This is a genomic window from Streptomyces sp. NPDC033180, assembly GCF_055577645.1.
The window spans coordinates 1-24,693 of record NZ_JBVIPU010000006.1; the positions used below are offsets into that span (position 1 = coordinate 1).

The 24,693-nt window shown below is 71.3% G+C and carries 22 protein-coding genes and 1 pseudogene; 9 read left to right on the forward strand and 14 right to left on the reverse strand.

Annotated features, from left to right (window positions below; all coding sequences use genetic code 11):
• Nucleotides 1-172: 172 nt before the first annotated feature.
• Together ACZ5WE_RS18520 and ACZ5WE_RS18525 are read right to left on the reverse strand one after the other, a co-directional pair.
• Nucleotides 173-994, reverse strand: a complete 822-nt coding sequence (locus ACZ5WE_RS18520; protein WP_467694819.1) for a hypothetical protein — start codon at nucleotides 992-994, stop codon at nucleotides 173-175.
• Nucleotides 995-1,220: 226 nt separating this feature from the next.
• Nucleotides 1,221-2,051 carry a slipin family protein gene (locus ACZ5WE_RS18525; RefSeq protein ID WP_467694817.1) on the reverse strand — a complete coding sequence of 277 codons (831 nt, stop codon included), beginning with the start codon at nucleotides 2,049-2,051 and terminating at the stop codon, nucleotides 1,221-1,223.
• A 102-nt stretch (nucleotides 2,052-2,153) separates the two neighbouring features.
• Here ACZ5WE_RS18525 and ACZ5WE_RS18530 point away from each other — a divergent pair, with 102 nt between their 5' ends.
• A complete protein-coding gene (locus tag ACZ5WE_RS18530) occupies nucleotides 2,154-2,882 on the forward strand; it encodes a class I SAM-dependent methyltransferase (protein ID WP_467694815.1) in 729 nt (242 codons plus the stop codon).
• A gap of 108 nt (nucleotides 2,883-2,990) precedes the next feature.
• Here ACZ5WE_RS18530 and ACZ5WE_RS18535 read toward each other — a convergent pair.
• A pseudogene (locus tag ACZ5WE_RS18535) lies at nucleotides 2,991-3,113 on the reverse strand (helix-turn-helix domain-containing protein); the annotation flags it as partial.
• Between the two features lie 161 nt (nucleotides 3,114-3,274).
• On the opposite strand from ACZ5WE_RS18535, the gene ACZ5WE_RS18540 reads away from it, so the two are divergent.
• Nucleotides 3,275-4,273 (forward strand): D-2-hydroxyacid dehydrogenase, encoded by a 999-nt coding sequence (locus ACZ5WE_RS18540; RefSeq protein WP_467694813.1) that lies wholly within the window; start codon nucleotides 3,275-3,277, stop codon nucleotides 4,271-4,273.
• A 31-nt stretch (nucleotides 4,274-4,304) separates the two neighbouring features.
• Nucleotides 4,305-4,460, forward strand: coding sequence for a hypothetical protein (locus tag ACZ5WE_RS18545; RefSeq protein ID WP_467694811.1), 156 nt, complete (start codon nucleotides 4,305-4,307; stop codon nucleotides 4,458-4,460).
• Between the two features lie 49 nt (nucleotides 4,461-4,509).
• Here ACZ5WE_RS18545 and ACZ5WE_RS18550 read toward each other — a convergent pair whose 3' ends face one another.
• The 5 genes from ACZ5WE_RS18550 to ACZ5WE_RS18570 are packed head-to-tail and all read right to left on the reverse strand — an operon-like array spanning nucleotide 4,510 to nucleotide 11,861.
• Nucleotides 4,510-5,712 (reverse strand): type III PLP-dependent enzyme, encoded by a 1,203-nt coding sequence (locus ACZ5WE_RS18550; RefSeq protein WP_467694809.1) that lies wholly within the window; start codon nucleotides 5,710-5,712, stop codon nucleotides 4,510-4,512.
• Nucleotides 5,709-7,544, reverse strand: coding sequence for an IucA/IucC family protein (locus tag ACZ5WE_RS18555; protein ID WP_467694807.1), 1,836 nt, complete (start codon nucleotides 7,542-7,544; stop codon nucleotides 5,709-5,711). Before ACZ5WE_RS18555 ends, ACZ5WE_RS18550 begins: the two co-directional genes overlap by 4 nt.
• Entirely contained in the window at nucleotides 7,544-8,764 is a 1,221-nt protein-coding gene (locus tag ACZ5WE_RS18560) for an MFS transporter (protein WP_467694833.1), read from the reverse strand. The genes ACZ5WE_RS18555 and ACZ5WE_RS18560 overlap by 1 nt, the downstream gene beginning before the upstream one ends.
• 5 nt (nucleotides 8,765-8,769) lie before the next feature.
• Nucleotides 8,770-10,653, reverse strand: a complete 1,884-nt coding sequence (locus tag ACZ5WE_RS18565; RefSeq protein ID WP_467694805.1) for an IucA/IucC family protein — start codon at nucleotides 10,651-10,653, stop codon at nucleotides 8,770-8,772.
• Nucleotides 10,650-11,861 carry an ATP-grasp domain-containing protein gene (locus tag ACZ5WE_RS18570; RefSeq protein WP_467694803.1) on the reverse strand — a complete coding sequence of 404 codons (1,212 nt, stop codon included), beginning with the start codon at nucleotides 11,859-11,861 and terminating at the stop codon, nucleotides 10,650-10,652. The genes ACZ5WE_RS18565 and ACZ5WE_RS18570 overlap by 4 nt, the downstream gene beginning before the upstream one ends.
• A 503-nt stretch (nucleotides 11,862-12,364) precedes the next feature.
• Between ACZ5WE_RS18570 and ACZ5WE_RS18575 the strand changes: the two genes are divergently transcribed.
• Entirely contained in the window at nucleotides 12,365-13,249 is an 885-nt protein-coding gene (locus ACZ5WE_RS18575) for a (2Fe-2S)-binding protein (RefSeq protein ID WP_467694831.1), read from the forward strand.
• A 107-nt stretch (nucleotides 13,250-13,356) separates the two neighbouring features.
• On the forward strand, nucleotides 13,357-14,484 hold the full coding sequence (locus tag ACZ5WE_RS18580; protein WP_467694801.1) for an isopenicillin N synthase family dioxygenase: 1,128 nt from the start codon (nucleotides 13,357-13,359) through the stop codon (nucleotides 14,482-14,484).
• A 244-nt stretch (nucleotides 14,485-14,728) separates the two neighbouring features.
• On the opposite strand, the gene ACZ5WE_RS18585 is transcribed toward ACZ5WE_RS18580, so the two are convergent.
• On the reverse strand, nucleotides 14,729-15,958 hold the full coding sequence (locus tag ACZ5WE_RS18585; protein WP_467694799.1) for an FAD-dependent monooxygenase: 1,230 nt from the start codon (nucleotides 15,956-15,958) through the stop codon (nucleotides 14,729-14,731).
• Nucleotides 15,955-17,349 carry an MFS transporter gene (locus ACZ5WE_RS18590; RefSeq protein WP_467694797.1) on the reverse strand — a complete coding sequence of 465 codons (1,395 nt, stop codon included), beginning with the start codon at nucleotides 17,347-17,349 and terminating at the stop codon, nucleotides 15,955-15,957. Before ACZ5WE_RS18590 ends, ACZ5WE_RS18585 begins: the two co-directional genes overlap by 4 nt.
• Before the next feature lie 110 nt (nucleotides 17,350-17,459).
• On the opposite strand from ACZ5WE_RS18590, the gene ACZ5WE_RS18595 reads away from it, so the two are divergent.
• Nucleotides 17,460-18,092, forward strand: a complete 633-nt coding sequence (locus ACZ5WE_RS18595; RefSeq protein ID WP_467694795.1) for a TetR/AcrR family transcriptional regulator — start codon at nucleotides 17,460-17,462, stop codon at nucleotides 18,090-18,092.
• A 33-nt stretch (nucleotides 18,093-18,125) separates the two neighbouring features.
• Here the strand turns inward: ACZ5WE_RS18595 and ACZ5WE_RS18600 are convergent, their stop codons facing one another.
• The 3 genes from ACZ5WE_RS18600 to ACZ5WE_RS18610 all read right to left on the reverse strand — a co-directional run bounded on the left by ACZ5WE_RS18600 (nucleotide 18,126) and on the right by ACZ5WE_RS18610 (nucleotide 20,962).
• Nucleotides 18,126-18,881, reverse strand: a complete 756-nt coding sequence (locus tag ACZ5WE_RS18600; RefSeq protein ID WP_467694793.1) for an AraC family transcriptional regulator — start codon at nucleotides 18,879-18,881, stop codon at nucleotides 18,126-18,128.
• 198 nt (nucleotides 18,882-19,079) lie between these two features.
• Nucleotides 19,080-19,562: a GNAT family N-acetyltransferase gene (locus tag ACZ5WE_RS18605; RefSeq protein ID WP_467694791.1), complete on the reverse strand. Its 483-nt coding sequence runs from the start codon at nucleotides 19,560-19,562 to the stop codon at nucleotides 19,080-19,082.
• 74 nt (nucleotides 19,563-19,636) lie between these two features.
• Nucleotides 19,637-20,962 carry a M64 family metallopeptidase gene (locus tag ACZ5WE_RS18610; protein WP_467694789.1) on the reverse strand — a complete coding sequence of 442 codons (1,326 nt, stop codon included), beginning with the start codon at nucleotides 20,960-20,962 and terminating at the stop codon, nucleotides 19,637-19,639.
• 219 nt (nucleotides 20,963-21,181) lie between these two features.
• On the opposite strand from ACZ5WE_RS18610, the gene ACZ5WE_RS18615 reads away from it, so the two are divergent.
• The 3 genes from ACZ5WE_RS18615 to ACZ5WE_RS18625 all read left to right on the forward strand — a co-directional run bounded on the left by ACZ5WE_RS18615 (nucleotide 21,182) and on the right by ACZ5WE_RS18625 (nucleotide 23,464).
• The gene (locus ACZ5WE_RS18615; RefSeq protein ID WP_467694787.1) at nucleotides 21,182-22,630 is read left to right on the forward strand and encodes a helix-turn-helix domain-containing protein; all 1,449 of its coding nucleotides are present in this window, start codon (nucleotides 21,182-21,184) and stop codon (nucleotides 22,628-22,630) included.
• Nucleotides 22,608-22,973 carry an iron chaperone gene (locus ACZ5WE_RS18620; protein WP_467694785.1) on the forward strand — a complete coding sequence of 122 codons (366 nt, stop codon included), beginning with the start codon at nucleotides 22,608-22,610 and terminating at the stop codon, nucleotides 22,971-22,973. Before ACZ5WE_RS18615 ends, ACZ5WE_RS18620 begins: the two co-directional genes overlap by 23 nt.
• 74 nt (nucleotides 22,974-23,047) lie before the next feature.
• A complete protein-coding gene (locus ACZ5WE_RS18625) occupies nucleotides 23,048-23,464 on the forward strand; it encodes a PPOX class F420-dependent oxidoreductase (RefSeq protein ID WP_467694783.1) in 417 nt (138 codons plus the stop codon).
• Nucleotides 23,465-23,474: 10 nt separating this feature from the next.
• Here ACZ5WE_RS18625 and ACZ5WE_RS18630 read toward each other — a convergent pair whose 3' ends face one another.
• Nucleotides 23,475-24,503 carry a tetratricopeptide repeat protein gene (locus tag ACZ5WE_RS18630; RefSeq protein ID WP_467694781.1) on the reverse strand — a complete coding sequence of 343 codons (1,029 nt, stop codon included), beginning with the start codon at nucleotides 24,501-24,503 and terminating at the stop codon, nucleotides 23,475-23,477.
• Nucleotides 24,504-24,693: the final 190 nt, after the last annotated feature.

Genomic DNA, 24,693 nt, shown 5'->3' on the forward strand with positions numbered 1-24,693 from the left:
GGGGGGGGGGGGGGGGGGGGGGGGGGGGGGGGGGGGGGGGGGGGGGGGGGGGGGGGGGGGGGGGGGGGGGGGGGGGGGGGGGGGGGGGGGGGGGGCGGGGGGGGGGGGGGGGGGGGGGGGGGGGGGGGGGGGGGGGGGAACCCCCCCCCCCGCCCCACCGTCTGTCGTGGGGTTACGCGGGCCGGGGCCGTGACTGGTAGAGGCGGGTGTAGTAGCGGCCCTCCGCCTCGAGGCCCGTGGGATCGTCACCGGCCTTCAGTACGTGGTCCACTGCGTTGCTCTGCTCGGTGAGATCGGTGAACAGCCGTTGCGGATAGGTCCGTTCGGGATCGGTCTCGGTGGCGAGGCCGTGGGCGTCCAGGGTCGCGAGGATCGGCTGGAACGGCACCGTGCGCAGGACGAACGCGCTCACCCAGACCGGGATGCGCGTCGCGTCGAGGAGTGCGTCGAAGGTGCGGTGGGTGATGTAGCCGATGCCTCCGGTGACCGTGATCAGGCCGACCCGCCGCATGGCGCGGCGCAGTCCGTCGCTGGGCGGGTGGTGCTCGAGGTTCTCGGCATAGGCCTCGTCGAGCAGCCCCACCTCCAGGGCGTAGCCCGTCGCGTTGTCGGCGGTGTCGAGGCCGATGGCCGGGACCGCGTCCGCCCGTCGCCGCGAGGCGTAGAACTCCTTGTCGGCCTCGATGAGCTCACCCCGGGTGAGGTCACCGGTCTCGGCGCTGGTGTAGTGCGCGTACAGATCCGCGAGCGTGAGGTCGTGGTTCAGGAGCGCCGCGTTGATCCCGTAGGAGCAGCAGAGGTCGAGGACCGTGACGGGGAGGCCGGTGCCGCGCACCGCGGAGCGCTGGGCGAGCGTGCGCCGGAAGACGTCCTGAGCCTGCTGCGGTATCTCGTACCGCAAGGGGGCCAGCGTGCGGAAGTACGCGCGGGGGTCGGGCTGGTTGTAGATGTCGTCGAACCGGGTCTTGCCTGCCGCGGTGTGGGCACCGGTCATGAGGCATGCCTCCTCGAGCTGAGTGGCGGGTCTGGGGCCGCGATACGTCTACCTGACCCATGGCTCAACCCGATAGACCTCCTGGCGGTAACCGGCCAGCACGGAGGTCAGGAGCCCCTGACACCACTTTGGCCCATTGGGTTTGGACGCTGGTCGAAGCCCGGTGATCCGCTGCTGACCAAGAACACCTCCGAAGCTGGTTCAGGCCCGAACGGCTGGGACCGTGCTATGCCGCCGTAGGCCGTCTCGGTTTCGGCTCCGCCGCGGTGTCCGGTGGTGCGGGCGACAGCGCCTGTGTCTGCTGGGCCTTCTCCAGGAAGCGCAGGAGCTCCACGGGGAAGGGCAGGACGAGGGTCGAGTTCTTCTCGGCGGCGACCGCCACCACGGTCTGGAGCAGCCGCAGTTGGAGCGCCGCGGGCTCGTCCGCCATCTCATGCGCCGCCTGGGCCAGCTTCTTGGAGGCCTGCAGCTCGGCGTCCGCGTTGATCACGCGGGCCCGGCGCTCACGGTCGGCCTCGGCCTGCCTGGCCATGGACCGTTTCATGGTCTCCGGGAGCGACACGTCCTTGATCTCGACCCGGTCGATCTGCACGCCCCACCCCATGGCGGGGGAGTCGATCATCAACTCCAGGCCTTGGTTGAGCTTTTCGCGGTTGGAGAGCAGGTCATCCAGGTCGCTCTTGCCGATGATCGAGCGCAGAGAGGTCTGCGCCATCTGCGAGACGGCAAAACGATAGTCCTCGACCTTGACCACCGCGTCCGCCGCGTCGATCACCTTGAAGTAGATGACCGCGTCGACGCGCACCGTGACGTTGTCCCGGGTGATGCCGTCCTGCGCGGGGACCGGCATCGTCACGATCTGCAGGTTCACCTTGTGCAGCCGGTCCACACCGGGGACGATCATGGTGAATCCCGGCTGGCGGACGCTCTCCCGCAGTCGGCCCAGGCGGAACACCACGCCCCGCTCGTACTGCTTGACCACGCGGGCCGCCGTCACCACGTACACGAAACCGGCGGCCGCGACCGCGGCCCCCGCTGTGAGCAGCTCTTCGACCATGACGACCCCCCTTCTTCCGAGTCGCCCGTCTCATACCAAAGATATGCCCAGGTTTGTCCACGGTCGAGCCCCGATCGCCCGCCGCTGACTAGGGTGGGCCCTGTGTTCACCTCCCAGGGACCCACGCTCCGCGAACTGACCGTGCAGGCTCTCTCCTCCATCGAGGACGGCTATGACCTGCTGGCCCCGAAGTTCGACCACACTCCTTTCCGTACGCCGGACCGGATCCTGGACGCGGTCGCGGGCGCGCTGGAGGGCCTCGGGCCGTTCGACGCGGGTCTCGACGTCTGCTGCGGCACCGGCGCGGGCGTCGAGACGCTGCTTCCGCTGTGCCGGGAGCGGGTCACCGGCGTCGACTTCAGTGCCGGGATGCTGGCCGAGGCGCGGGCCGCCGTGCCCCCGCGCGATGGCGGGCCCGCGGTGGAGTGGGTGCGGGCCGACGCCCGCGCCCTGCCCTTCGCCGAGGTCTTCGACGTGGCGGTGAGCTTCGGGGCGTTCGGGCACTTCCTGCCCGCCGAGCGGTCGCGGCTGTTCGCGGAGGTCTGCGGGGCGCTGCGGCCCGGCGGGGTCTTCGCCTTCCCGATCGGCGCCCCGCCGCCCCTGACGTCGCCGCTGCACTGGGCGCTGCTCGGCTTCGACGGGGTGATGCGGGTGCGGAACCTGCTGTGGCGTCCGCCGTTCGTCATGTACTACAGGACCTTCCCGCTGCGGGGTGTGCGCGAGGACCTGCTGCGGGCCGGGTTCACCACGAGGTTGCATCCGCTGGAGGAGTTCGGCCGCCGCGCCGACGGCACTCCCCGCTGGTGCATGGTCGAGGCGCGGAAAGTCTGACGGGCCGCCGGGCGCGGAGCCATCTGGCGGGGGTGTGGGGGGCGTGGAGTCATCTGACGGGGGTGTGGGGGGCGCGGAGTCATCTGACGGGGATGTGGGGGCGCGGAGTCACTGGAACGCCCTGCGGTAGGCCTGCGGGCTGACTCCGGCGACGCGCTTGAAGCGGTCGCGGAACGCGGTGGGCGAGTCGAAGCCGACCTGGACGGCGATGCGCTCGACGGAGTGCCCGGTCGCCCCCGCCGTTCTGCCGCGCCCGCCGTCCTGCCCACCCGCCGCTCTGCCGCCCCCGCCGTCCTGTCGCCCTGGATCTCTGTTGACCCCCGTGGAGCGAAAGCCCTAAGTTCGGTGAACGTGCGTTCACCAGCGCTTTCCTTACCACGGGGGTATCAGGAATGGTCCGTGCACCACACGCTCCACACGTAGTCGACCCGGCCGCCCTGCCGCCGGACGCCGCCCTGTATGTGGAGCTCGCGCTCGACGACGCCGAGCAGGAGCGAGTGCGTGCCCTCGCGCCGGGGCCGGTCTGGTTCGCCGAACCGGACTCCGACGCCGCCGACGACGCACGCGTACTCGCCGACTCCCACATCGCTCTCGGCAACCCGAGGGCGGACCGGGTGGAGAAGGCTCCGCACTTGCGCTGGCTGCAGCTCGCGTCCGTCGGCATCGACCATTATGTGGGCCTCGACTGGCCGGACCTGGGGCAGCGGCTGACCGTCACCAACCTCGGCGGGCTCTTCGCCGATCCGGTCGCGGAGACCTGCCTCGCGGGCATCCTCGCGCTCTACCGCGGCGTCGACGTACTCACAGGACTCCGCGCGGGGGAGTCCTGGTCGAAGCTGGACGTGCGGCCGGGCCTGCGGCTCCTGGGCGGCGCGAACGTCCTCATCCTCGGCAGGGGATCCATCGCCCTGCGCCTCGCCGAGCTCCTCGCGCCCTTCGGCTGCTCCGTCGCGCACTTCGCGCGGGGTGACGGCGACATCCGCACCCGGCGGGAACTCGACGCCCGGCTTCCCGAGTTCGACGTCGTCGTAGGACTGCTGCCGGGTACGGACGAGACCGCGGACCTCTTCGACCGGCGACGCATCGACCGGCTGCGCCCCGGAGCGGTCTTCGTGAACGCAGGCCGCGGCACCCTGGCGGACGAGGACGCCCTGGTCGCCGCCCTCGCCTCCGGTCGGCTCGGCGGCGCGGTCCTCGACGTGACCCGCGAGGAGCCGCTGCCCGCCGGGCACCCGCTGTGGAGCTGTCCGAACGTGATCCTCACCCAGCACACGGCGGGCGGTTCACGCGACGAAACGAAGCGGATCGTCGACCTGTTCGCGGACAACTGGCAGCGGCTCGCCGGTGGTGAGCCGCTGATGAATGTTGTGCGGTGGTCCCAGGGGTACTAGGAGGGCCGGGACTCACAGAAGGAGAGAAGACGTGAATGCGGAGTCGTCGGCCGAACTGGCCGATTCGTCGGTCGAGCTGGCCAAGGTATGGGCGTCAAAGGGCGGGGCGACGATGTTCGCCGTCGTCTTCGTCGTCTTCGCGATCGTCCTCCTGGCTCTGCTGAGAGGGAGTAAGAACCGACGATGAGCAGGGCGGTCAGGTGGTCAGGTGGTCAGGTGGTCAGGCGGTCAGGCGGTCAGAGGAAGTGGAAGCCTGGCCTCGGGTGCATGAGGAAGTCGTGGTGCGAGATGTTCCACGCGTACGCGCCCGCCATCGCGAACAGCACCCGGTCGCCGGCCCGCAGCCCGGTGACCGGAACCCGCCGGGACAGGACATCCTTCGGGGTGCACAACTGCCCCGCGAACGTCACCCTGTCCTGCCGTGCCTCGGACCGGGGCCAGGGGTGCGGCCACGGCTCACGTGCCGGGAGCACGGTGCAGGGCTGGTCGTGGCCCTTGGCCGCGGGGGTGCGCAGATGGTGGGTGCCGCCGCGCACCACGGCGAACTCCTCGCCGTGGCTCCGCTTCACGTCCAGGACCTCCGTGGCGTACCACCCGCAGTACGCGGCCAGCGCCCGCCCAGGCTCGATACGGAGCGTCAGTTCCGGGTGCACCGATGCGAGTTGGGCGAGACCCTCTCCGTACGCGGCCCAGTCGAAACGCGCGCCGGGTTCGGCGTAGTCCACGCTCATTCCGCCGCCGACGTTCACCTCCGCCAGGCGGATGCCGTGCCGCCGGGCGAGCGCCTGCGACCAGGTCACGATGGACCCGGCGACCGCGAGCTGCCGCGGTGCGGCAAGTCCGCTGGCCAGATGGGCGTGCACCCCGAGCAGTTGGAGCTGAGGGAGGTCGCCGGTGGTGAACGGGGAGACCACGGAGTCCGCCTCCGCGGGGTCGAGACCGAAGGGGGTGGGGCGTCCGCCCATCGCCAGTGAACTGCCTTCCAGGGATGCGGCGTTGAGGTCGAGATTGAATCGGAGCAGGACACCGACCCGTGTGTGCGGCACGACGCGGGCGGCGATCGAGGCCAGCATCCGCAGCTCGTATGCGCTCTCCACGTGGAAGCGCTCCACGCCGAGCTCAAGGGCGGCCGTGATCTCCTCCGGCGTCTTGCCGGGGCCGCCGAAGGCCAGCGGGCGCCCGGAAACCGCCTTGGCCACATGGGCGAGTTCACCGCCCGAGGAAACCTCGTAGCCGTCGACGTGCGGTCCGAGCGCGGCCAGAATCTCCGGCTCCGGATTGGCTTTGGCGGCGTAGTAGAGCTCGACCTGCCGGGGGAGCGCGGCACGCACCCCGGCGGCATGGGCGTCGAGCGCCGACAGGTCGTACAGATAGGCGGGCAGTTCTTCCGCCGGGAGGCCGAGGGCGCGCTCACGTACGGCGGGAGTGGGGGTGGTCATCCGGCGGTGCTCCAAGGTGCGTCGGTGCGGCCACCCAGGTTCCGTACGTGCTCGGCGAGCGGAAAGGGTGAGGTGAGTCGGACATAGCCGGCGTCCCGGTCGGCCTTGCGCTCCCAGCGGGTGAGCAGATTGGCCTTGGCGGGCAGCGGCACTCCGGCGAGCAGGGCGCTGAGCCGGGGCGGGCAGCCGTGCGCGTCGGCGAACTCCTGCACCGTGGCCCGGACGTGCGACCAGAGCGCGGGCTCGGTGTGCGGGTGCAGGTCGGCGAGGGCGGCGAGCAGTTCGGCGACGTGGTTGACCAGCAGGCAGTAGACGACGCGGTCCCAGCCGCGCTGCGCGTCGTACGTCATCGCCCCCGCGACCTCGGGCGAAAGCGCGGCCAAGGTCTCCGCGTGACGCTCGGGGACCAGCTTGGTGCCCTCCAGGTCGCGGAAGAGCACCTGCGCGGGCATGCCGTCGTCGTCCACACAGATCAGGACGTTCTGCAGGTGCGGTTCGAGCACCAGGCCGTGGTCGAAGTACGCGGCGAGCACCGGCGGCAGCAGCAGCCGGAGATATGTCCGCCACCAGTCGAGTGCCCGCTGCGGGCCCGCGCCCCCCAGAAGACGGGAGATGTGGCCGGGCCCCGTCGGATACTCGTCCGCGACGGCCGCGGCGAGCAGCGGTGTCGTGCCGGGAAGGAGCCGTCCGGCAAGGCCCTCGCGGACGATGACGCCGAAGCCCTCCAGGAGGGCGAGGTCGGGGCGCCCGCCGGGTCCCGGGAGTGCGAGGCTGCGGTAGGCGGGTTCACGGAGCACGGCGCTGCCCGGGAAACGGGCGGCCAGGTCGTCCAGGGGACCTTCGAGTACGCGGGTGAGCGCGACGGCGCCCGACAGCTCGTAACTGGCGTTCTTGCGCAGGCAGTTGGTGATGCGGATGTTCAGGCTGAACTTCAAGAAGGTGTCACCGTCGTACAGCGTGCGTACGGAGGCGGTGGCCGCGAAGGGGGAGCCGCCGGGGCCCAGATCGATGACGTCCTCGCGGCCGAGGGCGGCACTCAGCCCCGGGTGTTCCCGCAGCAGGTCGTACTGCCAGGGGTGCACCGGGAGCAGCCGGTAGCCGTCCGGCACCGATCCGAGGCGGTCGAGCGGGGCCGTGGCGCCCGGCTGCGCCGACTCCTCGGCGATGAGGTGGTCCCGTACGGCGAGGTGTCGCAGCGGGAAGGCGGCCGCCGTCTCGGGGGCGTACGCCGACCAGTCGGCGAGGTCGCCGCCGCGAGCCTTGGGAGTGGGGTGGAAGCGGTGGCCGAACAGCAGGGACTGCTCGGAGGCGAGGTAGTCCGCGAGCCACTTCGGGGCCGGACGCGTGGCGGCGGCCCTCGGAGTGGAGGGCGCCGGCCGGTCGGCGGCGATCGCGGCGCTGACGCCTTCATGGCTGGAGGCGACCTGCTCCAGGAACTCCTCATTGCTCACGCCCGTACGGAGCGAGAGTTCGGCGTGTGTGTACTCGGCGAGGCGCGGCCAGTTCACCTCGACCCAGGTGTCCTCCCGCTGTTCGGTCACCGGGCCGGTGAACCGGTGGGCGCCGAGGAGGGATGCGCGGCGCAGCGCGACACGCAGGAGAACGCCCCGGCGCGGTAGCCGGAGCAGCAGGTCACCGTCGACGACGGCGGTCTGGTGCTCAGGGCCCGAGACCTCGCGCAGCAGGCAGTTGAGGAGGGTGTGTGTCACCGCCTGGTCGGCGCTGGGCAGACGGGTGGGCGCGGCCCCGGCGACGGGGGCGCCGGCGACGAGGGCGGCGGACTGGGCGGGCGCCCAGGACGGGGCGGTGAACGTGCCGGTCGGCAAGGACATCAACGGCTCCAGCGGATGCGGGTCGAGCGGCGGAACAGGGCGGGAAGGACGGCGGCGGCCAGGGCGGCCAGAGCGATCGCGGTGCCGGTCAGCAGGGGCGCGGGCAGGCCGAGCAGGCTGTGGCCGGCCGCTGCCGCGAGACCGGCGGCGACCGCGCCGCCTTTCGAGACGAGCTCCAGCGTGCCGAACATCCCGCCGGGGGGCCTGCCGTGGGCGCACTTCGCGGCCAGCACGGAGAGGCTGACGAGGCCGAGAGTGAGGCCCGCGCCGAGCAGCAGTCGCACGCCGGTGAAGGCAGGGAGCGAGTCGGCGGCGCCGTGCCCGACGAGACCGAACGCGACCAGACCGAACCCGGCGGCGATCCCCGGCATGGGGCGGCGCTCGACGACCTGGTGGACCCGCAGCGCGAACAGCAGGTAGCACAGGTGCGGCAGGGCGAACAGCGCGCCGGACACGACCGGTGATACGCCGGGTATTCGGTCCTCGACCAGCGCGATCAGGTACGGGAACGAGATGACGGTGGAGAAGACGAAGGCGAACTCGAAGGCGTAGAGCGCCCGGAGAGGGGCGAGCGGTACGGGGGGTTCCGGCGCCTCGGCCACGTCGGCGTCCGGCGACTGCGCCGCGGGCTCCGGCAGGGCGGCGAGCATCGCGGCCGCGCCCAGCGGCAGGATGGCGAGCAGTGCGTACTGGCGGTGCGGCGAGATCCAGGGAGCCAGCGAGCCGACGACGATCGGCGCGAGGACGAGCGCTGCCCGCGCGGCCCCCTGCATCAGGGTGAGCGCCCTGGAGAGGCCCGAACCGGTGAGCGCGGCGGCGAGGTAGCCGTTGGACGCGGCGAACGTGCCACCCAGGACGCCTTGCAGGACCAGGGCTGTGACGAACGCGCCCAGGGACTCGGCCCACCCCGCGAGCAAGAAGGAGACAGCGAGGCCGAGTTGGGCCCGCAGGAGCAGACGCTTCCGGCCGAAGCGGTCGGCGGCACGGCCCCACAGAGGTGCGCCGAGCGCACCGAAGAGTGTCGGGACGACGTACAGGAGCCCGGCCCAGCGGGCGCTCGCGTCACCCAACTCCGGGAGGATCGCGGTGAGATACGGCGGCAGACCGAGGGCGGCGAAGGATGCCACGAAATAGCAGGCGGCGACGGCGTGCACCTGGCGTCGGCCGAATCCCGTGCCCACGGTAGGGCCCCCTGTAAGCGCGTGCGCCGAGGCGGCCATGGCCGTCATGAAGCACCCGTCCGACGCAGATAGTTGGGACCTGTCGTGTAGTGCTTGTTGATGTCGGCGGCCCCGGAGCGCTCCTTGGAGAGCAGGGTGCCCGCGGTGACCATCGCCTTGACGGGCAGCTCCGGTGCGTCAAGGACGTGCGCCCGCAGGCGCGCGCCCGGTTCGCCGGGGCCGGAGCCGAGTCGCTCGACGGCCTCGGCGAGCTTCTCGCGCACGAGCCGGAGCAGTCGCTCCAGTGAAGCGTGGCCGTGCCGGGCGAGCCCGAAGGCGTAGGAGCCCGCGCAGAGGTGGAGGGTGATGGTGGTGAACACATCGAGCACCGGCCCATCCCCGTTGACGAAGATCCTGGCGTCGTCGAACTCGACTCGATCGGGGGCCTGTTGTCCCATCACGTCACGCAGCCGGGTGAGGTTGACGCGGGGCCCGTCGTTGTCCTTGAACAGCAGCCGAAGCCGGGTGCGGCTGCCCGCGGGGTGGTCCATCACCAACGAGATGTTCTGCTGATGCGATTCCAGGGCGATCCCGTAGGCGAAGAGGGTGGTCTGCCAGTCGAAGAGCAGGGTGAGCGCGGCGTCCAGGAGGGCGAGGGGGTAGCCGCCGTAGAAGCGGTCGGCCAGGTGGTCGATCAGCAGCCGGTCGCCGCCGGGCGCCGGGCACAGGAGTGCGGCCATCGGCACGACCGCGGCGCCGTCGAGCCCGGCGGGGTAGCGGCGCAGGAGAACGGCGATGAGCTCATGTCCGGCGTGGGCGAAGCGGGTCTCGTCCGCGTGCAGGACGACATCCTTGAACCGGGGCTCGCGATGGATGACGGCTTCGACGAGCCGCTGGCCCGCGGCGCCGTCGGCGAGGGTGCCCGGCTTGATGGTGCGCCGGTTGCGCAGGCCCAGTGTGGCGGTGGCGAGCGGCAGCTTGAGGTGCTGCGTGGGGTCGCAAGTGCGGGCGACGGTGCGCATCGACAGGGTCGGTACGACGTCGGGTCCGGGGCCGTCGACCAGCTGGGCCCGCCCGTCGAGCCCCGCTGCCCGTAGCGCGTCCCGCAGGGGGCCGTCCGCGGTCAAGGGGTGCACGGGGAACACGAGATGGCTCCCTTCGAGCTCGGGCATGCCCGCTGCACGGGGCGAGAGCCAGGCGTCGGTGCCGCCGCCGACGGTGACGGCGTCGCGGGGCAGGGCGAGGTGCCGCAGCGCGAAGGTGGGCAGGAACTCGGGTGCGTAGGCGCGTAGTTGGTCGGGGGAGAGCCCGGCGCGGGCGCGCGAGGTCGGATACACGGGGTGATCGGCCCGGGCGGCGAGCGTGTCGTAACCGAGCCCGCCCGCGAGTCCGGTCCACGAGGCGGGACCCGCGCCGTACCGCTCGACGAGCAGGCTCTCCACCTCGCCCCTCGTCCGGGCGTGCAGCCGCAGGGCATCGAGCGCCTGCTCGCACTCCACGGCGAACGCCTCGAACCCGCCACGGTCGACGGGGTCGGCGAGGCCGCGCAGGGCGGCCAGAACGCTGCCCGCGTCGACGAGTTCGGCCCCGTCGGACTCGCGCCGGAGCAAGGGCAGTCGGGCGGCGTAAGTGGCTTGATAGCCGTCCGGGCGGACGGGCATCAGCAGGGCGTCGGCGCGGTGCGCGCCCCCTGCGGCTCGCGGACCCGTCGCGGTCCCACCGGCCCGCGGCCCGGGGGTCCCGGCGGCGGCTTCCTCCCCTGTGGAGCAGGCCCGCACCGTCGCCGTGACCGGCAGCCTCAGCCACAGGCCGTCCGGATGCCGCACCGTCGTGCTTCGGGTGCGCCACCCCGTCACGTCCTCGCGCAGGAGCGTGCTCAGTACGCGTAACAGGAGTTCGCCCTCGACGCCGACAGTGACTGGAGGCCGGCCGTCCGTCAGGCGCGTCATGGTGTGATCTCCCAGTGGTGCTCGGAGAGGAATTCCGCCACGGCTCGGTCCACCGCTGACTGTTCGGTGCCGCTGGCGCGGACCACCCCGAGGAAGTCGCGGTTCGTGCCGTGGAGTTCGTGACGTTCGCCGACCTCGCGGAGCGGGCGGTACGTCAGGCGCACCCCGTTCGCTGTTACTTCGCTCGCGTGTGGTGCTGCCGTCAGCGTTCCGGCGCTCCGCGCGCACGGATAGTCGAGCCGTGCCCGGCCATCCGTCCGTGCGCCCAGGTCCGAGGGGAGCGGCTCGCCCAGATGCGTACGGAGGATGTGCTCGAAGAGCGGTATGTCCAGGAGCTGGGCGAGGAGCAGATCGCACTGGTCGCCTATGGCACGGTAGTTGACCTCGATCAGCCGAGCCCGCCCATCCGCCACCACGAACTCCGTGTGGCACGCCCCGAACCCCACCCCCAGCATGTCCAGTTGGGGCAGTATCTGAGCCACCACCGCCTCCGGATGCGCCGGGACGAACGCCATCCGCTCCTCGATGAAGTACGGCGGCGGCGACACCTCCGTACGGAAGCCGCCCAGGACGTGTCTGACGCGGCCGTCGCCGAGGGTTTCCATGGTGTACAGCTCCCCGGCGAGGTACTCCTCGACGACCAGCGGCGCCCCCGGACGCCTGGCCTGTATCTCCGCGCACCGCCGCACCAGCTGCTCCGGTCCTTCGACCAGCATCACGTCCTCGCTCGCCACGCCCTCCCGCGGCTTGACCACGCACGGGAACGGTAGGTCGAAAGCCGTGAGTTCGGCCGGATCCTGGTCGGCCAAGAGCTCCGCCGACCAGATCGCCTCGGCGCCCGCAGCCGCGAGATGGCGCCGCATCAGAGCCTTGTCCTTGGTGCGCAGCGCCGCCCGCCAGTCCTTGCCGGGCAGACCGAAGTACTCGGCGGCCAGGGCGGCTTGGGTCTGCAGATGGTCACTGTTGGTGAAGATCGCGCCGGGGGAGTGGTGTGCGGAGACACGGCTGATGACCGCGCGGAAATCCCGTACGTCGCACTCAAGGATCTCCAGGGGGCCGGGGCCGCATGTCTCCTGGACTGCGCCATGACGATACGCGTCCGGCTGATCGGTGAGGAGCGTGACGTCGAGGCCCAGCCTGCGCGCGGCGGGCAGGAAGCCTTCGGTCACCGAGTCGGTGGGGTTGCGGGCAAGAACGTACAGCCGCATGTGCGAGTCCACTTCTGGGTGCGAGCGGAGGGTGTGGGGAGGGAGGGGAGGGGGCCGGTCGAGTGAGGCAGGGGCCCCTCCCGGGGGCAAGCATCTACTTGGCCGGCAGGCCGGCGTCCGTCGCCTTGGCTACGTCCTCAAGGACGTGCTCCGCGGACGCCGATGCCCGGCGACCGCCACCGCCGAGCCCGCCGGCAAGACGACCGCGATGCCTCCGGCCAACGCACCGATTCCGGCGCGGAGTAGAGGAATCCGCCGCGCGGATGGGCTGTCTGGCGGGACGGCCCGAGCGATCTTGGACACGGAGTGAGAGTTTAGGTTAGGTATGCCTAACGATGTCAACTCACCGTGAGGGGTGGATCACTCGCTATGGCTTGGTCCGCGGCACGCCGCCCACGATGCGGCAAGTTGGAGAGAAATAAGGTAAGCCTTACCTAGTTCGCGGTGGACGGGTCCGCCGTCGGACGACCGATGGACCTGCCTTCCAAGGAGTACGAGTGCCGCTGACCGTGGCCCCGGACCTGGCGCCGAACGCCACCGCCCTGAGCCCCGCCGCCCTGCTCGCCGCGACCTACCGGCGGCTCGCCGCGCACTGCGAGACGCTCGCCGTCGCGGTCGCGCAACCTGATGCCGCCGCAGGCCAAGGGTGGGTGACCGGCGCGGAACTGACGGCCCATGAGGGTGCTCTGGAGGCCTTCGTCGCGGCGGAAGCCGCACGCATCCGCGCCGGCCACGCCCACACCCCGCGCCCGGACGTCGCGGCGTCCCGCGCCCTGCACGGCTACCTCTGGTCGGTCTCCCTGCTGATGAGCGGTGCCTGGTACCTGGAGCGGCGCGTGCCGAGGATCCGCCCGGAAGACGTGCGCGTCCACCTGGCGACCGGCGCCTTCGAAATCGTCCCCGGCTCCTTCGCCTGCCTCCCGGACGACCCGGCGGCCGGGCTCCCCGGAACGCGGCCCCTCGGCGACGAGGAATCGCTGCGCACCGAACTCCGCGCCGCGGTCGTCGCGCACATGCGGCCGCTGCTCACGGCGATCGGGCCCCGACTGCGGCGCGGCCAGCGGGCGTTGTGGGGCATGGCCGGAGACGATCTCATCTCCGGGATCTGGTATCTGGGGCGCATGCTCGGCCAGGAGGACGAGGCGCTGCGAGCGGTGGACGCGCTGCTCCCCGGTCCGGTCGCGCCCTTCCCCGGCGGTGCCGCCTTCCGTCACCTGACGACGCGTGACGGCGAACGCCACGCGACGCGCACCCGTCTCGGCTGCTGCCTCTACTACACGATCCGAGCGGCCGAGGCGTGCGGCACCTGCCCGCGCGTCTGCGACGCGGAACGGCTGCGGAGGCTGGAGCCGGACATCATCTTGCCAGGATCTGCCGTCGTCGGCTGACGTGCTGTCGGAAGCCGCGGGGTGAACTGACGTGCCGTCGGAAGCCGGGCGGTGAAATCGTGATAGGGAAACCTGGCACAGCCCCTCGCTCACGCCAGGAGACGCCCATGCCCTTCCAGGTTCCCGTCATCGACATCACGCCGTACGTCGCCGATGACGGAACGGCGGCCCAACGCGCCCGCGTGGCACGGGAGATGGACGACGCCTGCGCTCGCGTCGGCTTCATCCAGATCCTCGGCCACGGCATTCCCGGCAAGACGGTGGACGGCCTGGCCGCCGCCGTGGACGGCTTCTTCGGCCTGCCCCTGGAGACGAGGAGGAGCTACCGTGTGGTCGGCGCGAACCGCGGGTACAGCCCGCCCAGGAGCGAATCCCTCAGCCTGAGCCTCGGCGTGCAGTCCGCCGGGCGCATGAACGACTTCTTCGAGGCGTTCAACATCGGCACCGAAGCCCGTTCGTTCCCCGGACTCGACCTGTCCGAGGACGACTACGGGCTCAACGTCTGGCCCACGCAGGTCGAAGGCTTCGAACCAGCCGTGCTGAGCTACTTCGCCGAGGCCGGCCGCGTGGCACGCATCCTCACCCGCGTCTTCGCGGAAGCGCTGGGCGAGCCCTCCGACTTCTTCGACGCGCTGACCGACCACTCCATCGACGTACTGCGCATGAACAACTACGCCCTGCCCGAAGGCACCGTCACCCTCGACGGCGACCTGACGGGGATGGGCGAGCACACCGACTTCGGCCTGGTCACCGTGTTGTGGGCGGACCAGGTCGCCGGTCTTCAGGTGCTAGGCACCGACGGGGCCTGGCACGACGTCTCTCCCGTCGACGGGGCGCTTCTGGTCAACCTCGGCGACCTCACCGCCCGGCTCACCAACGACCGCTGGATGTCCACCCTGCACCGCGTCAAGCCGCCGGTCGTGGACGGCGGCGTCGTCCGGCGCCGGTCCGCCGCCTACTTCCACGACGGCAACGTCGACGCGGTCATCTCCACGCTGCCGAGCCATCTCGGCGCCTGCGACGAGCTCGCCTACGAGCCGATCCTCGTGCGCGACCACATCAAGGCCAAGCTCGCGGGCTCCCGGCAGGGCAGGGCGAACGTCGCCGCTGTCCGGGAGGCGGCGCGAGTGCGTGCGGCAGTGGGGCGGGAGACCGGGAAGCACGGCCCCGCGGCCGAATCCGGCTCGGTCACGCCTGGTCGAGGGAGGCGCGGCTCGCCTCCAGGGCCTCGGTGATGTCCGCTCCGGCGTCGTACGGGATGAGGTCGGGCACCTCGCCTACCGGGGGCGGCGGCGCTTCGGTCACGCATGCGCGGATCGCGTCGGGCGAACTACCCTCAGCCACAAGGGCTTTGGCGGCGAGGGCCTCCGGTTCGGTCAGGAGGGCGAGTGTCAGACGGCCGGGGGCGAACCCCCGTGCTCTTGCCGATGTCCGTCCACGAGGCAGAGCTGGTCGAGGGCTGCTTCGGGGTGGGCCTCGTCAGTGCCGCAGTGGCGTGAATTCGGGCAGGGCGAGGGCCGAGTGGGCCGGGCGTTCCTCCGTGGAAGGCATGGTGCTGAGATTGCGCAGCATGTCGTTGCGCTGTTCCAGGGTCCGGGCGGTGGTGGGGAAGAGCGCGGCGTCACCCTTGCCGATCAGCTGCTGATTGGCCGTCACGAACGCGCGGGTGTCGTCTTCGTAGGCGGCGAAGCCCGCGGCGGCGTCCCGGTCGGCGAGAGAGCCGGCGAGCATGTACGCACCGACGAGCGCGAGGCTGGAGCCCTGTCCGGTGAGGAAGGAGGGTGCGTACGCGGCGTCGCCCACCAGTGCCACCCTGCCGTTGGACCAGCGGGGCATGCGGATCTGGCTGACCACGTCGATGAACAGGTCATCCGCGGCGTGCATGGCGGCGACCATGCCCGGGACTTCCCATCCCGCGTCGGCGAAGGTCTGGGCGACCAGGTCCCGTTGGGCTTGTGGCTCACGGAACGCGTCACCGTCGAAGGGCGGCTCGGGGTGGGCGAAGTTCAGGAACGCGTGCACTTCGTCGTTGTCCCCCACCGCGTAGAGAGCCGCGGCTCTGCCCGGGGTGTTCCACATCACGACCTCGTGGGAGAGGCCGAAGGTGTTGCGCATGGTGAACACGGCGAAGCAGTACCCGAGGTAGTGGTGGAACCGCTCTTCGGGGCCGAACACGAACTCACGGGTACGTGAGTGCAGACCGTCCGCGCCGAACACCATGTCGAACGTGCGCCTGCCGCCCCCGCGGAAGGTGACGTCGACTCCGTGGCCGGACTGTTCGAGGGTGTCGATGGAGTCGTTGAACAAGAACTCCACGTCATCACGGACCGCCGTGCAGAGGGCGTCGGTCAGATCTCCGCGGCGCACCTCGAGGTCTTGCCCCGCGACACTGCCGACGACGTCATGCGGGTTGATCGAGGCCACCTTGCCCCCGTCCCCGTCGAGGAAGGTCATCCGACGCGAGTCGATGTGCGCGTCCCGCAGTCGGGGCAGGATCCCCATCCTCCGGACGACCTCCAGTGCGGTGCCGCGCACGTCGATGGGGTAGCCGCCCCTGCGTGGCGTGCTTGCCTTCTCCACCACCGTGACCGCGTATCCGTAGCGGTTCAGCCAGTACGCCAGGGCGGGCCCCGCGATACTGGCCCCCGATATCAGGACCTTGCGCTTCAGTGTGGTGCGGTGGTCCGTCAACTGATCGGTGAGGGTCATGCTTTGACTCCTTTGCGCATGGTGCGGACGGCGAGCAGGGAGAGCGCCGTGACGACGCCGGCGATGAGGAAGCCGGTGACGAAGGCCGATTCGGCCGGGTCGTCCATCCCGGGACCGGTCCCCGCGGCCAGGAAGGCGCCGCTGACCTGTGCGCCCACGGCGAAGCCGATCACGCGCGTCACCAGGACCAGGCCGGTGGCGGTGCCGGTGTTGCCGTGATCGACAGAGGTGGCGGTCTTGACGACCATCGCCGTGACGCAGACGCCACTGGCCAGGGCGACCAGCGCCTTGCCGACGACGAGGTGCCAGACCTCGCTGTGCACGAACGCCATGGCGACCAACGCGGCCGTCATGATCCCGATTCCGGCGGTGACCACGGCGGTTGAGCCGAAGCGTCGCGCCGCGAGCCCGCCGAGCGGCCCGCTGATCGCCCCCGCGATGGCGCCGGGCAGCAGGTACCGCCCGATGTCGGTGGGGTCGGCCCCGAAGCCGTATCCGTCGGCGGACAGATCGAACAGCTGCGGAACGAGAAACATGGTCACCGAGGTGCCTACGCAGACGGCGAAGGTGATCGCGTAGGAGCTCCAAACCGCAGGCCGCGCCACCACGCGCAGATCGACCATCGGCGACGGTGACCGGCGTTCGACGCGGATCCACCCGGACACGAGGAGGGCCAGGAGCACGACGAGGGCGCCGAGTGCGAGTGGCCGGCTGCTGACTTCGGGTGCCATCGAGAGCCCGAGCATGAGGGTCAGCAGAACGCCGCTCAGGAGAACCAGACCGGGCCAGTCGATCCTGGCGTCCGACCGGGCCGGCGGATCGTCCGGCATGAGCCTGTGCACCAACAGGGTCGCCACGACGATCGCGATCGTCGGTATCGCGAACATCCAGTGCCGGGAGAGGTTTTCCGCGATGGGCCCGGCCATCAGGGTGCCCAGCATGCCACCGCCCACGAACAACCCGCTGACCATCCCGATGGCCACTTGGGACTCTCCCGTGGGGAGGTACTTGCGTACCAGGATGAACGAGAGTGGCATCGCGCCCACCATCGCGCCCTCCAGTACCTGACCGAGCAGCAGCACCGGCAGGTTCGGTGCCAGCGAGGACACCAGACCGCCCGCCGAGACCACCGCCATCAGCCGGAGCATGACCCGTTTACCGCCGTAGCGGTCACCGAGGCTGCCCGCGACGGGCGTGACGAGAGCGCCGGTGATGAGCATCGTGATGCTGAGTAACGCCCCTTGGGCGCGGCTCATCGACAGTTCGCGTTGTAAGAGCGGAAGCGTCGGTGTCACCACCGACTCCAGGGACCCGGTGGCGGCCGCCAGCATGCCGAGAGCCGCGACAGCGGCCTTCCCGATGCGGGCCGGGGGAGCCAGGGTTGTGGTCATGAACGTCCTTTCCCTCATGGCTGGGCGAGCAAGGGGGTTCGGCAGCACGTGGTCGCCCTCTCACCGCGACTACACTACACCGTGCAGTGTAGTTGCGTTAAGGTGTGCCCATGCCGACCACGAAGACACTGCGCGAGGGGTCCACGCAGAAGCGGGCCGCCATCCTCTCCGCGGCCCGGGACCTGTTCCTCGCCGACGGTTTCGACCGGACCAGCGTCGACGCGGTCGCCGCCCGGGCCGGGGTGTCCAAGCGGACGGTCTACGACTACTTCGGCGACAAGCAGACGCTGCTGCGAGCAGTCGTCGACGCCGTCGGCCAGACATTGATCACCACGATCCGGCGCATCCTCGACGAGACCCTCACCGGCCGCACCGAAGCCGCCGACCTCGAGGACGTCCTGGTCACGTTCTCGATGCGCATCGCGACCGACATGCTCGACTCGGCGGAGTACGCGACGCTGCGACGACTCGTCAGGGCGCAGTCCGGCCATCGGCCTGGCCGGGGCGAGAACCCGATGGCGGACGCCCCTGACGAGGCGCTTGCCGCGCGGTTGGCCGCTTTCGCGGCGGACGGGCTGCTCGACGTCCCCGATGCCCGGCTCGCGGCTGATCAGTTCATCGCGCTGACCTTCGGAGTCGCGCTCGACCGGTTCGGTTCCGCGAACGTCGCGGAGGACAGCCGCGTCCGGCCGCTCATCGTCGAGGGAGTGCGGACCTTCCTCCGGGCGTACCAGGCCAAGTAGGACTGGGGCGACGTCGGTTGTTCCCGCCGGTGGTCAGCTGTGCGCCCGCCGGGCGCCGGGCGTGTGGCCGAAGGCCCGGCGGAACACGTCGATGAAGGCGCTGCTCGACGCCCAGCCGCAACGGTGCGCGACCACGGTGACCGGGGCGCCGTCGGCCAGCAGGCACAGGGCGTGGTGCAGGCGCAGTTGGGTGCGCCACTGCGGAAAGCTCATGCCGAGCTCGGCCCGGCAGAGCCTGGTCAGGGTGCGATCACTGACGCCGGCCGCGGCGCCGAGCTGCGCCAGGGTCCGCGGATCGGCCGGGTCGCCGCGGAGGATGGCGCACACGGCGACCAGACGCGGATCGCGCGCCGCCGGTACGTGGACGGGCTGCTGGGTCGAATGGCGGAGTTGGTCGAGCAGGACGGTCCGCAGGCGGCGGCGCTCGGCGCCGCGGCCGACGGGCGGCTCGGTCTGCCGGGTGTAGGCGATGATCAACTCGCGCAGCAGCGGGGCGACTTCGAGGACAGCGGGCCGGTCGAGACGCAGCGGGTTGTCCGTCACCGGCAGGCCGACCAAGTGGAGATCCGTGTCGCCGTACGCGCGATGCTCGTGGACGGTTCCCGCGGGAATCCAGATGGCCCGCGTCGCGGGCGCGACCCAGCTGCCCGCGTCGGTGGTGACCGACAGGACGCCGCGGCCCGCGTACACGATCTGGTGCTCGTCGTGCCGATGCGCGTCGACCTCCGCGCCCGCGCGGAGAGGAAGGAGCCCGGTGGTCGCGTGCGGAGTATGGCGGATTTTCGGCACAAGCAGGTACTGTATCGGGCTCTCGCATGGCCCGCTGCAGGCGGCCGTTGGGCCGTTCCTTCGCTGGTGAGAAGAGGCCAGCCAGCCAAATGGTCCGGCTTGTGGACCATTCGTGGAGCGTGAGCATGGGCCAATTCCGTGCCCGGCGCGGTGCGCAAGCGGGAGGAGCGCGGGCGAGGGCGCGGTCGAGGCGGTGCGTCAGCCCGGCTGACGCACCATGAAGACGTCGACCGGGCCCTGTTCCTCGACGCTGAAACCGTGGCGCTCGTAGAGGCGCTGGGCCGCGCTGCCCCGCAGGACGTTCAGGCGGACGAGGTCGCCGGCGGCGTCGGTCCGGGCGAGCAGCCTGCTCAGCACGGCCGATCCCAGGCCCCGGCCCTGGAGGGCGGGGGCGAGGTAGAAGTGTTCGAGCCACCGGCCGTCCTCGGCCGGTCGCAGGGTGACGCAGCCGGCGAAGTCGCCGTCGGTGACGATGACCGAGGTGTGCGGGGCAGAGACGGAGTCCCGCAGCCGCTGGCGGACGCGATGTTCGTCGAACCGGCCGAGCCGCTCCAGATCCGGCCGCATCACCGTCGCGCGCAGCTCGGCCATGGGCTCCACGTCGGAGGGCTCCACGGCCCGCAGTATCCACCCCGGGGCAGGGGCCACCGCCCTCCGCGACTGCTCGGCATGCGTAGACATGGCCGCAGTATCCCTGGTCACCGTCCGGCGGCACGCCGCGGCCCTTCGCGCCCGCGGCGTGCCGCCTCGGTCTGTCAGCGGGTGACGTGCCAGCTGAGCGAGCCGGCCATCAGCTTGCGCAGCTCCGGGGCGCGGACTGCCTTGGTCGGGTCGGTGGCGCGCGCGGTGACGGTGTGCGCGCGGCCGTCGGCGGGCACCCCGAGCGCCTTGGCGGTCACGCTGTCCGCGCCGCGGGCCTGCCGCGCCTCGCGGCCGTCGACGTACCAGCGCAGTCGGGCATGCGAAGACACCTCGACCCGGATCCGCTCGGCGCCGCGCACCTTCCGGTCGGTGGGGGTGGCGGAGGCGAGGACGGGTGCGTGCTGGTGGAAGCCGGCGATCATCGCCTCGCGTCCGGGCAGGTTGAACTCGCGGCCCAGGGTGCGCATGATCGAGTCCTCGGTGGGGCGGTTGAGGCCGTGCCCGTGGTAGCCGCCGCCCTCGTACGCGCCGACGGTGCCCCCGTCGGGCGATGCCTGACCGAGCCAGCGATGCCACTTCACCTTCTGCGCGGCCATTTCGGCGGCGCTGAGCTTGGTGAGGTTGGCATCGCCCGGCTCGGGGCCGGTGTAGGTGCTCTCGTCGTACCAGTACTCGTCGGCGAGCTTGCCGAAGGAGTGGCCGGTCTCGTGGACGGCGACCTGGTCCGAATCGGGGTGGTCGGAGGAGGCGGTGCCGATGCCGTCGTACCCGGAGGGCGAGGTGATGCCGTTGTAGCCGGCGCCGCCGTACTTGGTGGAGTTGCTGAGCACGATGACGAGATCGGGGTCGGCGGCCTTGCTCGCGTACGCCTCGACCTTGTTGGTGTCCACGCACAGCAGCCGTTCGATGCCGTCGCAGAAGAACGCCGAGTCCAGGGCGGTGTTCCTGCGGACGTCGCTCGTCGGGTCGCCCGAGACGCCGGAGTCCTGTGAGTGTGCGTCGACGGCCCAGACGTTGAACAGGTCCTCGTACTCGGCGTACGGCTCGACGGCGGCCATCTGCTTCCACTTGCTGCGCACGTCGGTGTGGAAGTCCTCCTGCTGGGCGGCGGTGTAGCCGTCGCCGATGAAGACGACGTCGACCTTGCTGTCGCTCGCTCCGGCCTCCACGATCGGCAGGACGTCGCCGTCGCCTTGGACCGTGGCCCGCTCCTTCCTGGTGAGCGGGGCGGAAGCGGGGATCTCCGTGTGGCGGGGGTGGCTGCCCGGGCCGGTGAAGTATTCGACCTCGATGTTGTGGGTGTCGCGGGCGGCCGGGGAGCTGTCGTCGGGGCCCTGGTCCGCGGCGACCGGCGCGGTGACGGCGAGTGCCGCGGCCAGCGCGACACCGGTGGCCACGGCAAGCCGCTTGCGGGATATGCGGGATGAGCGTCTACGCATGGAGGATCTCCCGGGTCTGCGCGGACCGGGATCGTCAAGTCCGCGATATAAGTGGGGGGTTAAGGGAGCTTAAGGCGCGGTTCAATGTAGGGGTTGTGGGGAAGCCAGGCAATGCCTGGGGAGCAAGGTGGGTGCGGGAGCGGTGAGTTCGTGCGATGCCCTCCCAAGTCCGCGCCCCTCAGGCGGGGATGTACGTTGAGCGGACCTGGAGAGGGAGAGATGGCGGAGAGCGGATCTGAGGGCGTGCGGCTGGACGAGCCCGCGGCGATCGGACGTCGCGTACTGCGGCTGCGTACGGAACTCCACCTCACCCAGCGGCAGTTGGCCGAACCCGCCTACACGCCTGCCTACGTCTCCACACTGGAGTCGGGCAAGGTGAGGCCCTCCGAGGCCGCCCTTCGGCACCTGGCCCAGCGTCTCGGCGTCACCCCCGAGGAGCTCGCGACGGGACGCCCGGCCCGCCTCGCCGCCGAGCTGCGTCTGCGCCTCACCGACGCGCGGCACGCCCTGGCCACCGGATCCCCCGAGGACGCGGCCCCTGTCTTCCGTGCGCTGTCCGCCGAAGCCGTCGAGCACGGCCTGCCCAGGGAGCAGGCCACCGCGCTCCTCGGCCTCGGCGACTGCCTCCTCGAATCCGGCGACCTCGACGACGCGCACGAGTGCTTCGCCTCGGTGGAACGGCTGCTCGCCGACGAGCCGCTGCCGCGCCGCGTCCTCGCCATCCGCGGTCGCGCCAACGCCCACCGACTCACGGGCGAACTCCGCTACGCCTGCCATCTGCTGGAGACCGCTCTCGACCAGCTCAACGCCTCGGGCCTGCACGACCCGGACGCCCTGCTCCTCCTCTACTCGGCGTCCATCGCCCCGTACATGGACATGGGGGCACACGAGCGCGCCGCGCACGCCGCCGAGCTCGCCCTCGCGCTGGCGCCGCGCGTGGACGATCCCGCCCTGCTCGCCGGGATGCACCGCGGGGTGGCCCGAACGCTCATCGCCCAGGGTCGTATCGCCGAAGCCGACGCGTCCCTGGTCAGAGCCCAGGATCTCTACCAGCAGCTGCACATTCGCACCGAACTGGCCCACTGCCACTGGATGCGCGGCTACGTGTACGCCCAGGGCGGCGACCTGGAGCGCGCCGAGAGCGAACTGCGCACCGCGCACGACATGCTCACCACCAAGCGGGCCGCGCTCTACGCCGAACAGGTCGAGGTGGAACTCGCGGACGTGCTGCGCCGGCGCGGCAGGATCAAGGAGGCCGAGGCCTTGCTCAGGCCGCTGCTCGCCGCCGGTCCGGATGCGACACGGGCCCCGGCCCTGCGGGCCGGCCGCGGCGCCGTGCACATGGGCGCCGCCCACCGCCTGCTCGGCGTCATCGCGGAGGAGTGCGGTGACGCGGAGGGTGCCGAGGAGCACTACCGCGCCGCTCTGCCGCTGCTCGAACGCGCGGGCGCGGCCGGGGACGTGGCCGGCCTGTGCTGTCTCCTGGGCGATCTGCTCCGCCGCACGGGACGGACGGAGGCCGCGTTGGACGCCTACCGCACCGGCCTCGCTCACCGGGCCACGCCGGGCACGACGACGCTGGGGCCCGCGCCCGCGCCACCGCCGATGTGGAGCCACGGCGCCGCACCCTCGCTGACCTCGGGGAATGGTGCGAAGCGAAGCGAATGACGTGGCCGGCTATCTGGCCGAGGCGCCCGAGGGGCGCAGGGACGCCCTGACCCGGCTGCGCGAGCTGTGCCGCGTGGAGCTCAAGGGTTTCGAGGAGGTCATGGCATACGGAATGCCCGCCTACGAACGGGACGGCACCGCCGAAATCGCCTTCGCCAGCCAGAAGCAGTACATCTCCTTCTACCTGATGCGCGCTGACGTCCGCGATGCCTTCGAGGATCGCCTGACCGACCAGGACATGGGCAAGGGCTGCCTGCGCTTCCGCAGGCCGGAGACCATCGACTTCGACCTGCTCCGCGACCTTCTCAGAGCCACCGCGACCCGGCCGGGCACGGTCTGCTGATACCGCGGACCACGAGGTCCCTGCTCGACGCGGCGACGTTCGCGCGTAGCATCCGCACCGTCGACGGTTCGAACGTGAGCCAACGAGAGATCTGGAGCGGTCAAGTGGACAAGGTGACGCAGGCGGGGCTCGGGGCCGGGAAGTATCTGCTGGTCACCAGCTACCGCAAGAACGGCACGCCTGTGCCGAGCCCTGTGTGGGTCGTCGAGGACGGTGCCGCCCTTGGTATCTGGACGGTCGCGGATTCCTGGAAGGTCAAGCGGATCCGCAACCGCGCCGACGTCCTGATCGGCCCCTGCGATCTGCGGGGCAATCCCACCGGCGAGCAGGTTCCCGCCACCGCCGAGATCTGCGACCCGCGGGTCACGGCGCGCTATCGCACCCTCATCGCGCGCAAGTACGGCCTGATCGGCCGCCTCACCCTGCTCGGCAGCAAGCTCCGGCGCGGCACGAGCGGGACGGTGGGCATCCGCATCTCGCCGGCGGAGTGACGTCCCGGGGTCACGTCATGATCGGCTCCGCGGCCATCTCGTTGCGGAAGTCGATGGCCGCCTCGCGTGCCTGCCGCAGGCCTATGCGCGCGAAGTCTCCTTCGAGATCGGCGAGTTCGGCCAGCGTCTCGCTCCGGTCCCGGCCGAGCCTGGCCCGCGACTTGACCAGGCCGAGCCGGGACAGCGCCATGCCGCGCGGCTCCCGCATGGCGTCGAACTCCTCCAGGGCGGTGGCGTACATCTCGCGGGCCGCCGCGTAACTCCCGTGCCGGTACAGGACATTGCCGCGCATCTTGTGGTTGTACGCGAGCGCGCTCGCCAGATCCATGGCGCGGCAGATGACCTCCGCCTCCGAGAGCAGCGCGAGCGCCCGTTCCGTCTCGCCCCGCAGCGAGAGGACGTCGGCGACCCCACGGAGTGACCAGGCACGCCCCCGCGCGTCCTGAGCGTCCGCCGCGATCCGCACACACTCCTCGAACAGCTCCAGCGCCTCGGTGTAGTCGCCGGTGTTCCGCCGCATCTGGGCGATGCCGGACATCGCCCAGACCATGTGCCGAGCCTCGCCGTGCGCCCGGCCCTGTTCCAGGAGCTGCTCGTGGAGCGCGGCCACCGCCGCGTAGTCCCCCTGGATGCGGCCCGTCTCGGCGAGTCCCGCGAGCGCGTAGCCGTGGGCGAGCCGCTCGCCGCTGTCGGCGGCCAGCGTGACTCCCCAGGTCAACAGCCGGCGGGCGAGCCGCAGTTGCCCGCACTGGCGGGCGAGCGTGCCGCCGCTCCACAGCGCCCAGGCCATGGCGCCCGCGTCCCCCGCGACGCGTGCGCTGCGGTAACTCTGCCGCCAGGCGGAGCCCGCGTCGTCCACCTGGCCGAGCCGCCGGTTGGCCTCGGCAAGGGCGAGTGCGGCGCGCGCCCTCTCCAGTGCGGTGTCCGCCTGGGAGAGGGCGCGGTCCGCCGCCGTCAGGACCTCCTCGTAAGAGGAGTTCACCCCCAGTGCCGCGCCCAACTCACCCTGGTATTCGGGCGCGAATGCTTTGCTGTGCATAGATCCATGACCTCTCGATCAACTCCGTACGCCGGTCTCCGTACGTTGATCAAGAAGCTACGAGCGGGGCGGGGTGCGGCGAATCCCCCCGCGTATGGGTCATTCCGTACGACTCCAGGGCTACGGGCGAGGCCATGGTCATCATCGGGATGTACGGGGAGGGTGGGGCCCACCGCGAGGAACCGCGACG

Excerpts from the sequence above, each read along its gene's own strand:
- ACZ5WE_RS18580 (WP_467694801.1), top strand. The coding sequence starts at position 13,357 with ATGCCCTTCCAGGTTCCCGTCATCGACATCACGCCGTACGTCGCCGAT.
- ACZ5WE_RS18605 (WP_467694791.1), bottom strand. The coding sequence starts at position 19,562 with ATGTCTACGCATGCCGAGCAGTCGCGGAGGGCGGTGGCCCCTGCCCCG.
- ACZ5WE_RS18560 (WP_467694833.1), bottom strand. The coding sequence starts at position 8,764 with ATGGCCGCCTCGGCGCACGCGCTTACAGGGGGCCCTACCGTGGGCACG.
- ACZ5WE_RS18620 (WP_467694785.1), top strand. The coding sequence starts at position 22,608 with ATGGTGCGAAGCGAAGCGAATGACGTGGCCGGCTATCTGGCCGAGGCG.
- ACZ5WE_RS18585 (WP_467694799.1), bottom strand. The coding sequence starts at position 15,958 with ATGACCCTCACCGATCAGTTGACGGACCACCGCACCACACTGAAGCGC.
- ACZ5WE_RS18525 (WP_467694817.1), bottom strand. The coding sequence starts at position 2,051 with ATGGTCGAAGAGCTGCTCACAGCGGGGGCCGCGGTCGCGGCCGCCGGT.
- ACZ5WE_RS18565 (WP_467694805.1), bottom strand. The coding sequence starts at position 10,653 with ATGACGCGCCTGACGGACGGCCGGCCTCCAGTCACTGTCGGCGTCGAG.
- ACZ5WE_RS18615 (WP_467694787.1), top strand. The coding sequence starts at position 21,182 with ATGGCGGAGAGCGGATCTGAGGGCGTGCGGCTGGACGAGCCCGCGGCG.
- ACZ5WE_RS18555 (WP_467694807.1), bottom strand. The coding sequence starts at position 7,544 with ATGTCCTTGCCGACCGGCACGTTCACCGCCCCGTCCTGGGCGCCCGCC.
- ACZ5WE_RS18630 (WP_467694781.1), bottom strand. The coding sequence starts at position 24,503 with ATGCACAGCAAAGCATTCGCGCCCGAATACCAGGGTGAGTTGGGCGCG.
- ACZ5WE_RS18540 (WP_467694813.1), top strand. The coding sequence starts at position 3,275 with ATGGTCCGTGCACCACACGCTCCACACGTAGTCGACCCGGCCGCCCTG.
- ACZ5WE_RS18520 (WP_467694819.1), bottom strand. The coding sequence starts at position 994 with ATGACCGGTGCCCACACCGCGGCAGGCAAGACCCGGTTCGACGACATC.
- ACZ5WE_RS18595 (WP_467694795.1), top strand. The coding sequence starts at position 17,460 with ATGCCGACCACGAAGACACTGCGCGAGGGGTCCACGCAGAAGCGGGCC.
- ACZ5WE_RS18610 (WP_467694789.1), bottom strand. The coding sequence starts at position 20,962 with ATGCGTAGACGCTCATCCCGCATATCCCGCAAGCGGCTTGCCGTGGCC.
- ACZ5WE_RS18570 (WP_467694803.1), bottom strand. The coding sequence starts at position 11,861 with ATGCGGCTGTACGTTCTTGCCCGCAACCCCACCGACTCGGTGACCGAA.
- ACZ5WE_RS18550 (WP_467694809.1), bottom strand. The coding sequence starts at position 5,712 with ATGACCACCCCCACTCCCGCCGTACGTGAGCGCGCCCTCGGCCTCCCG.
- ACZ5WE_RS18590 (WP_467694797.1), bottom strand. The coding sequence starts at position 17,349 with ATGACCACAACCCTGGCTCCCCCGGCCCGCATCGGGAAGGCCGCTGTC.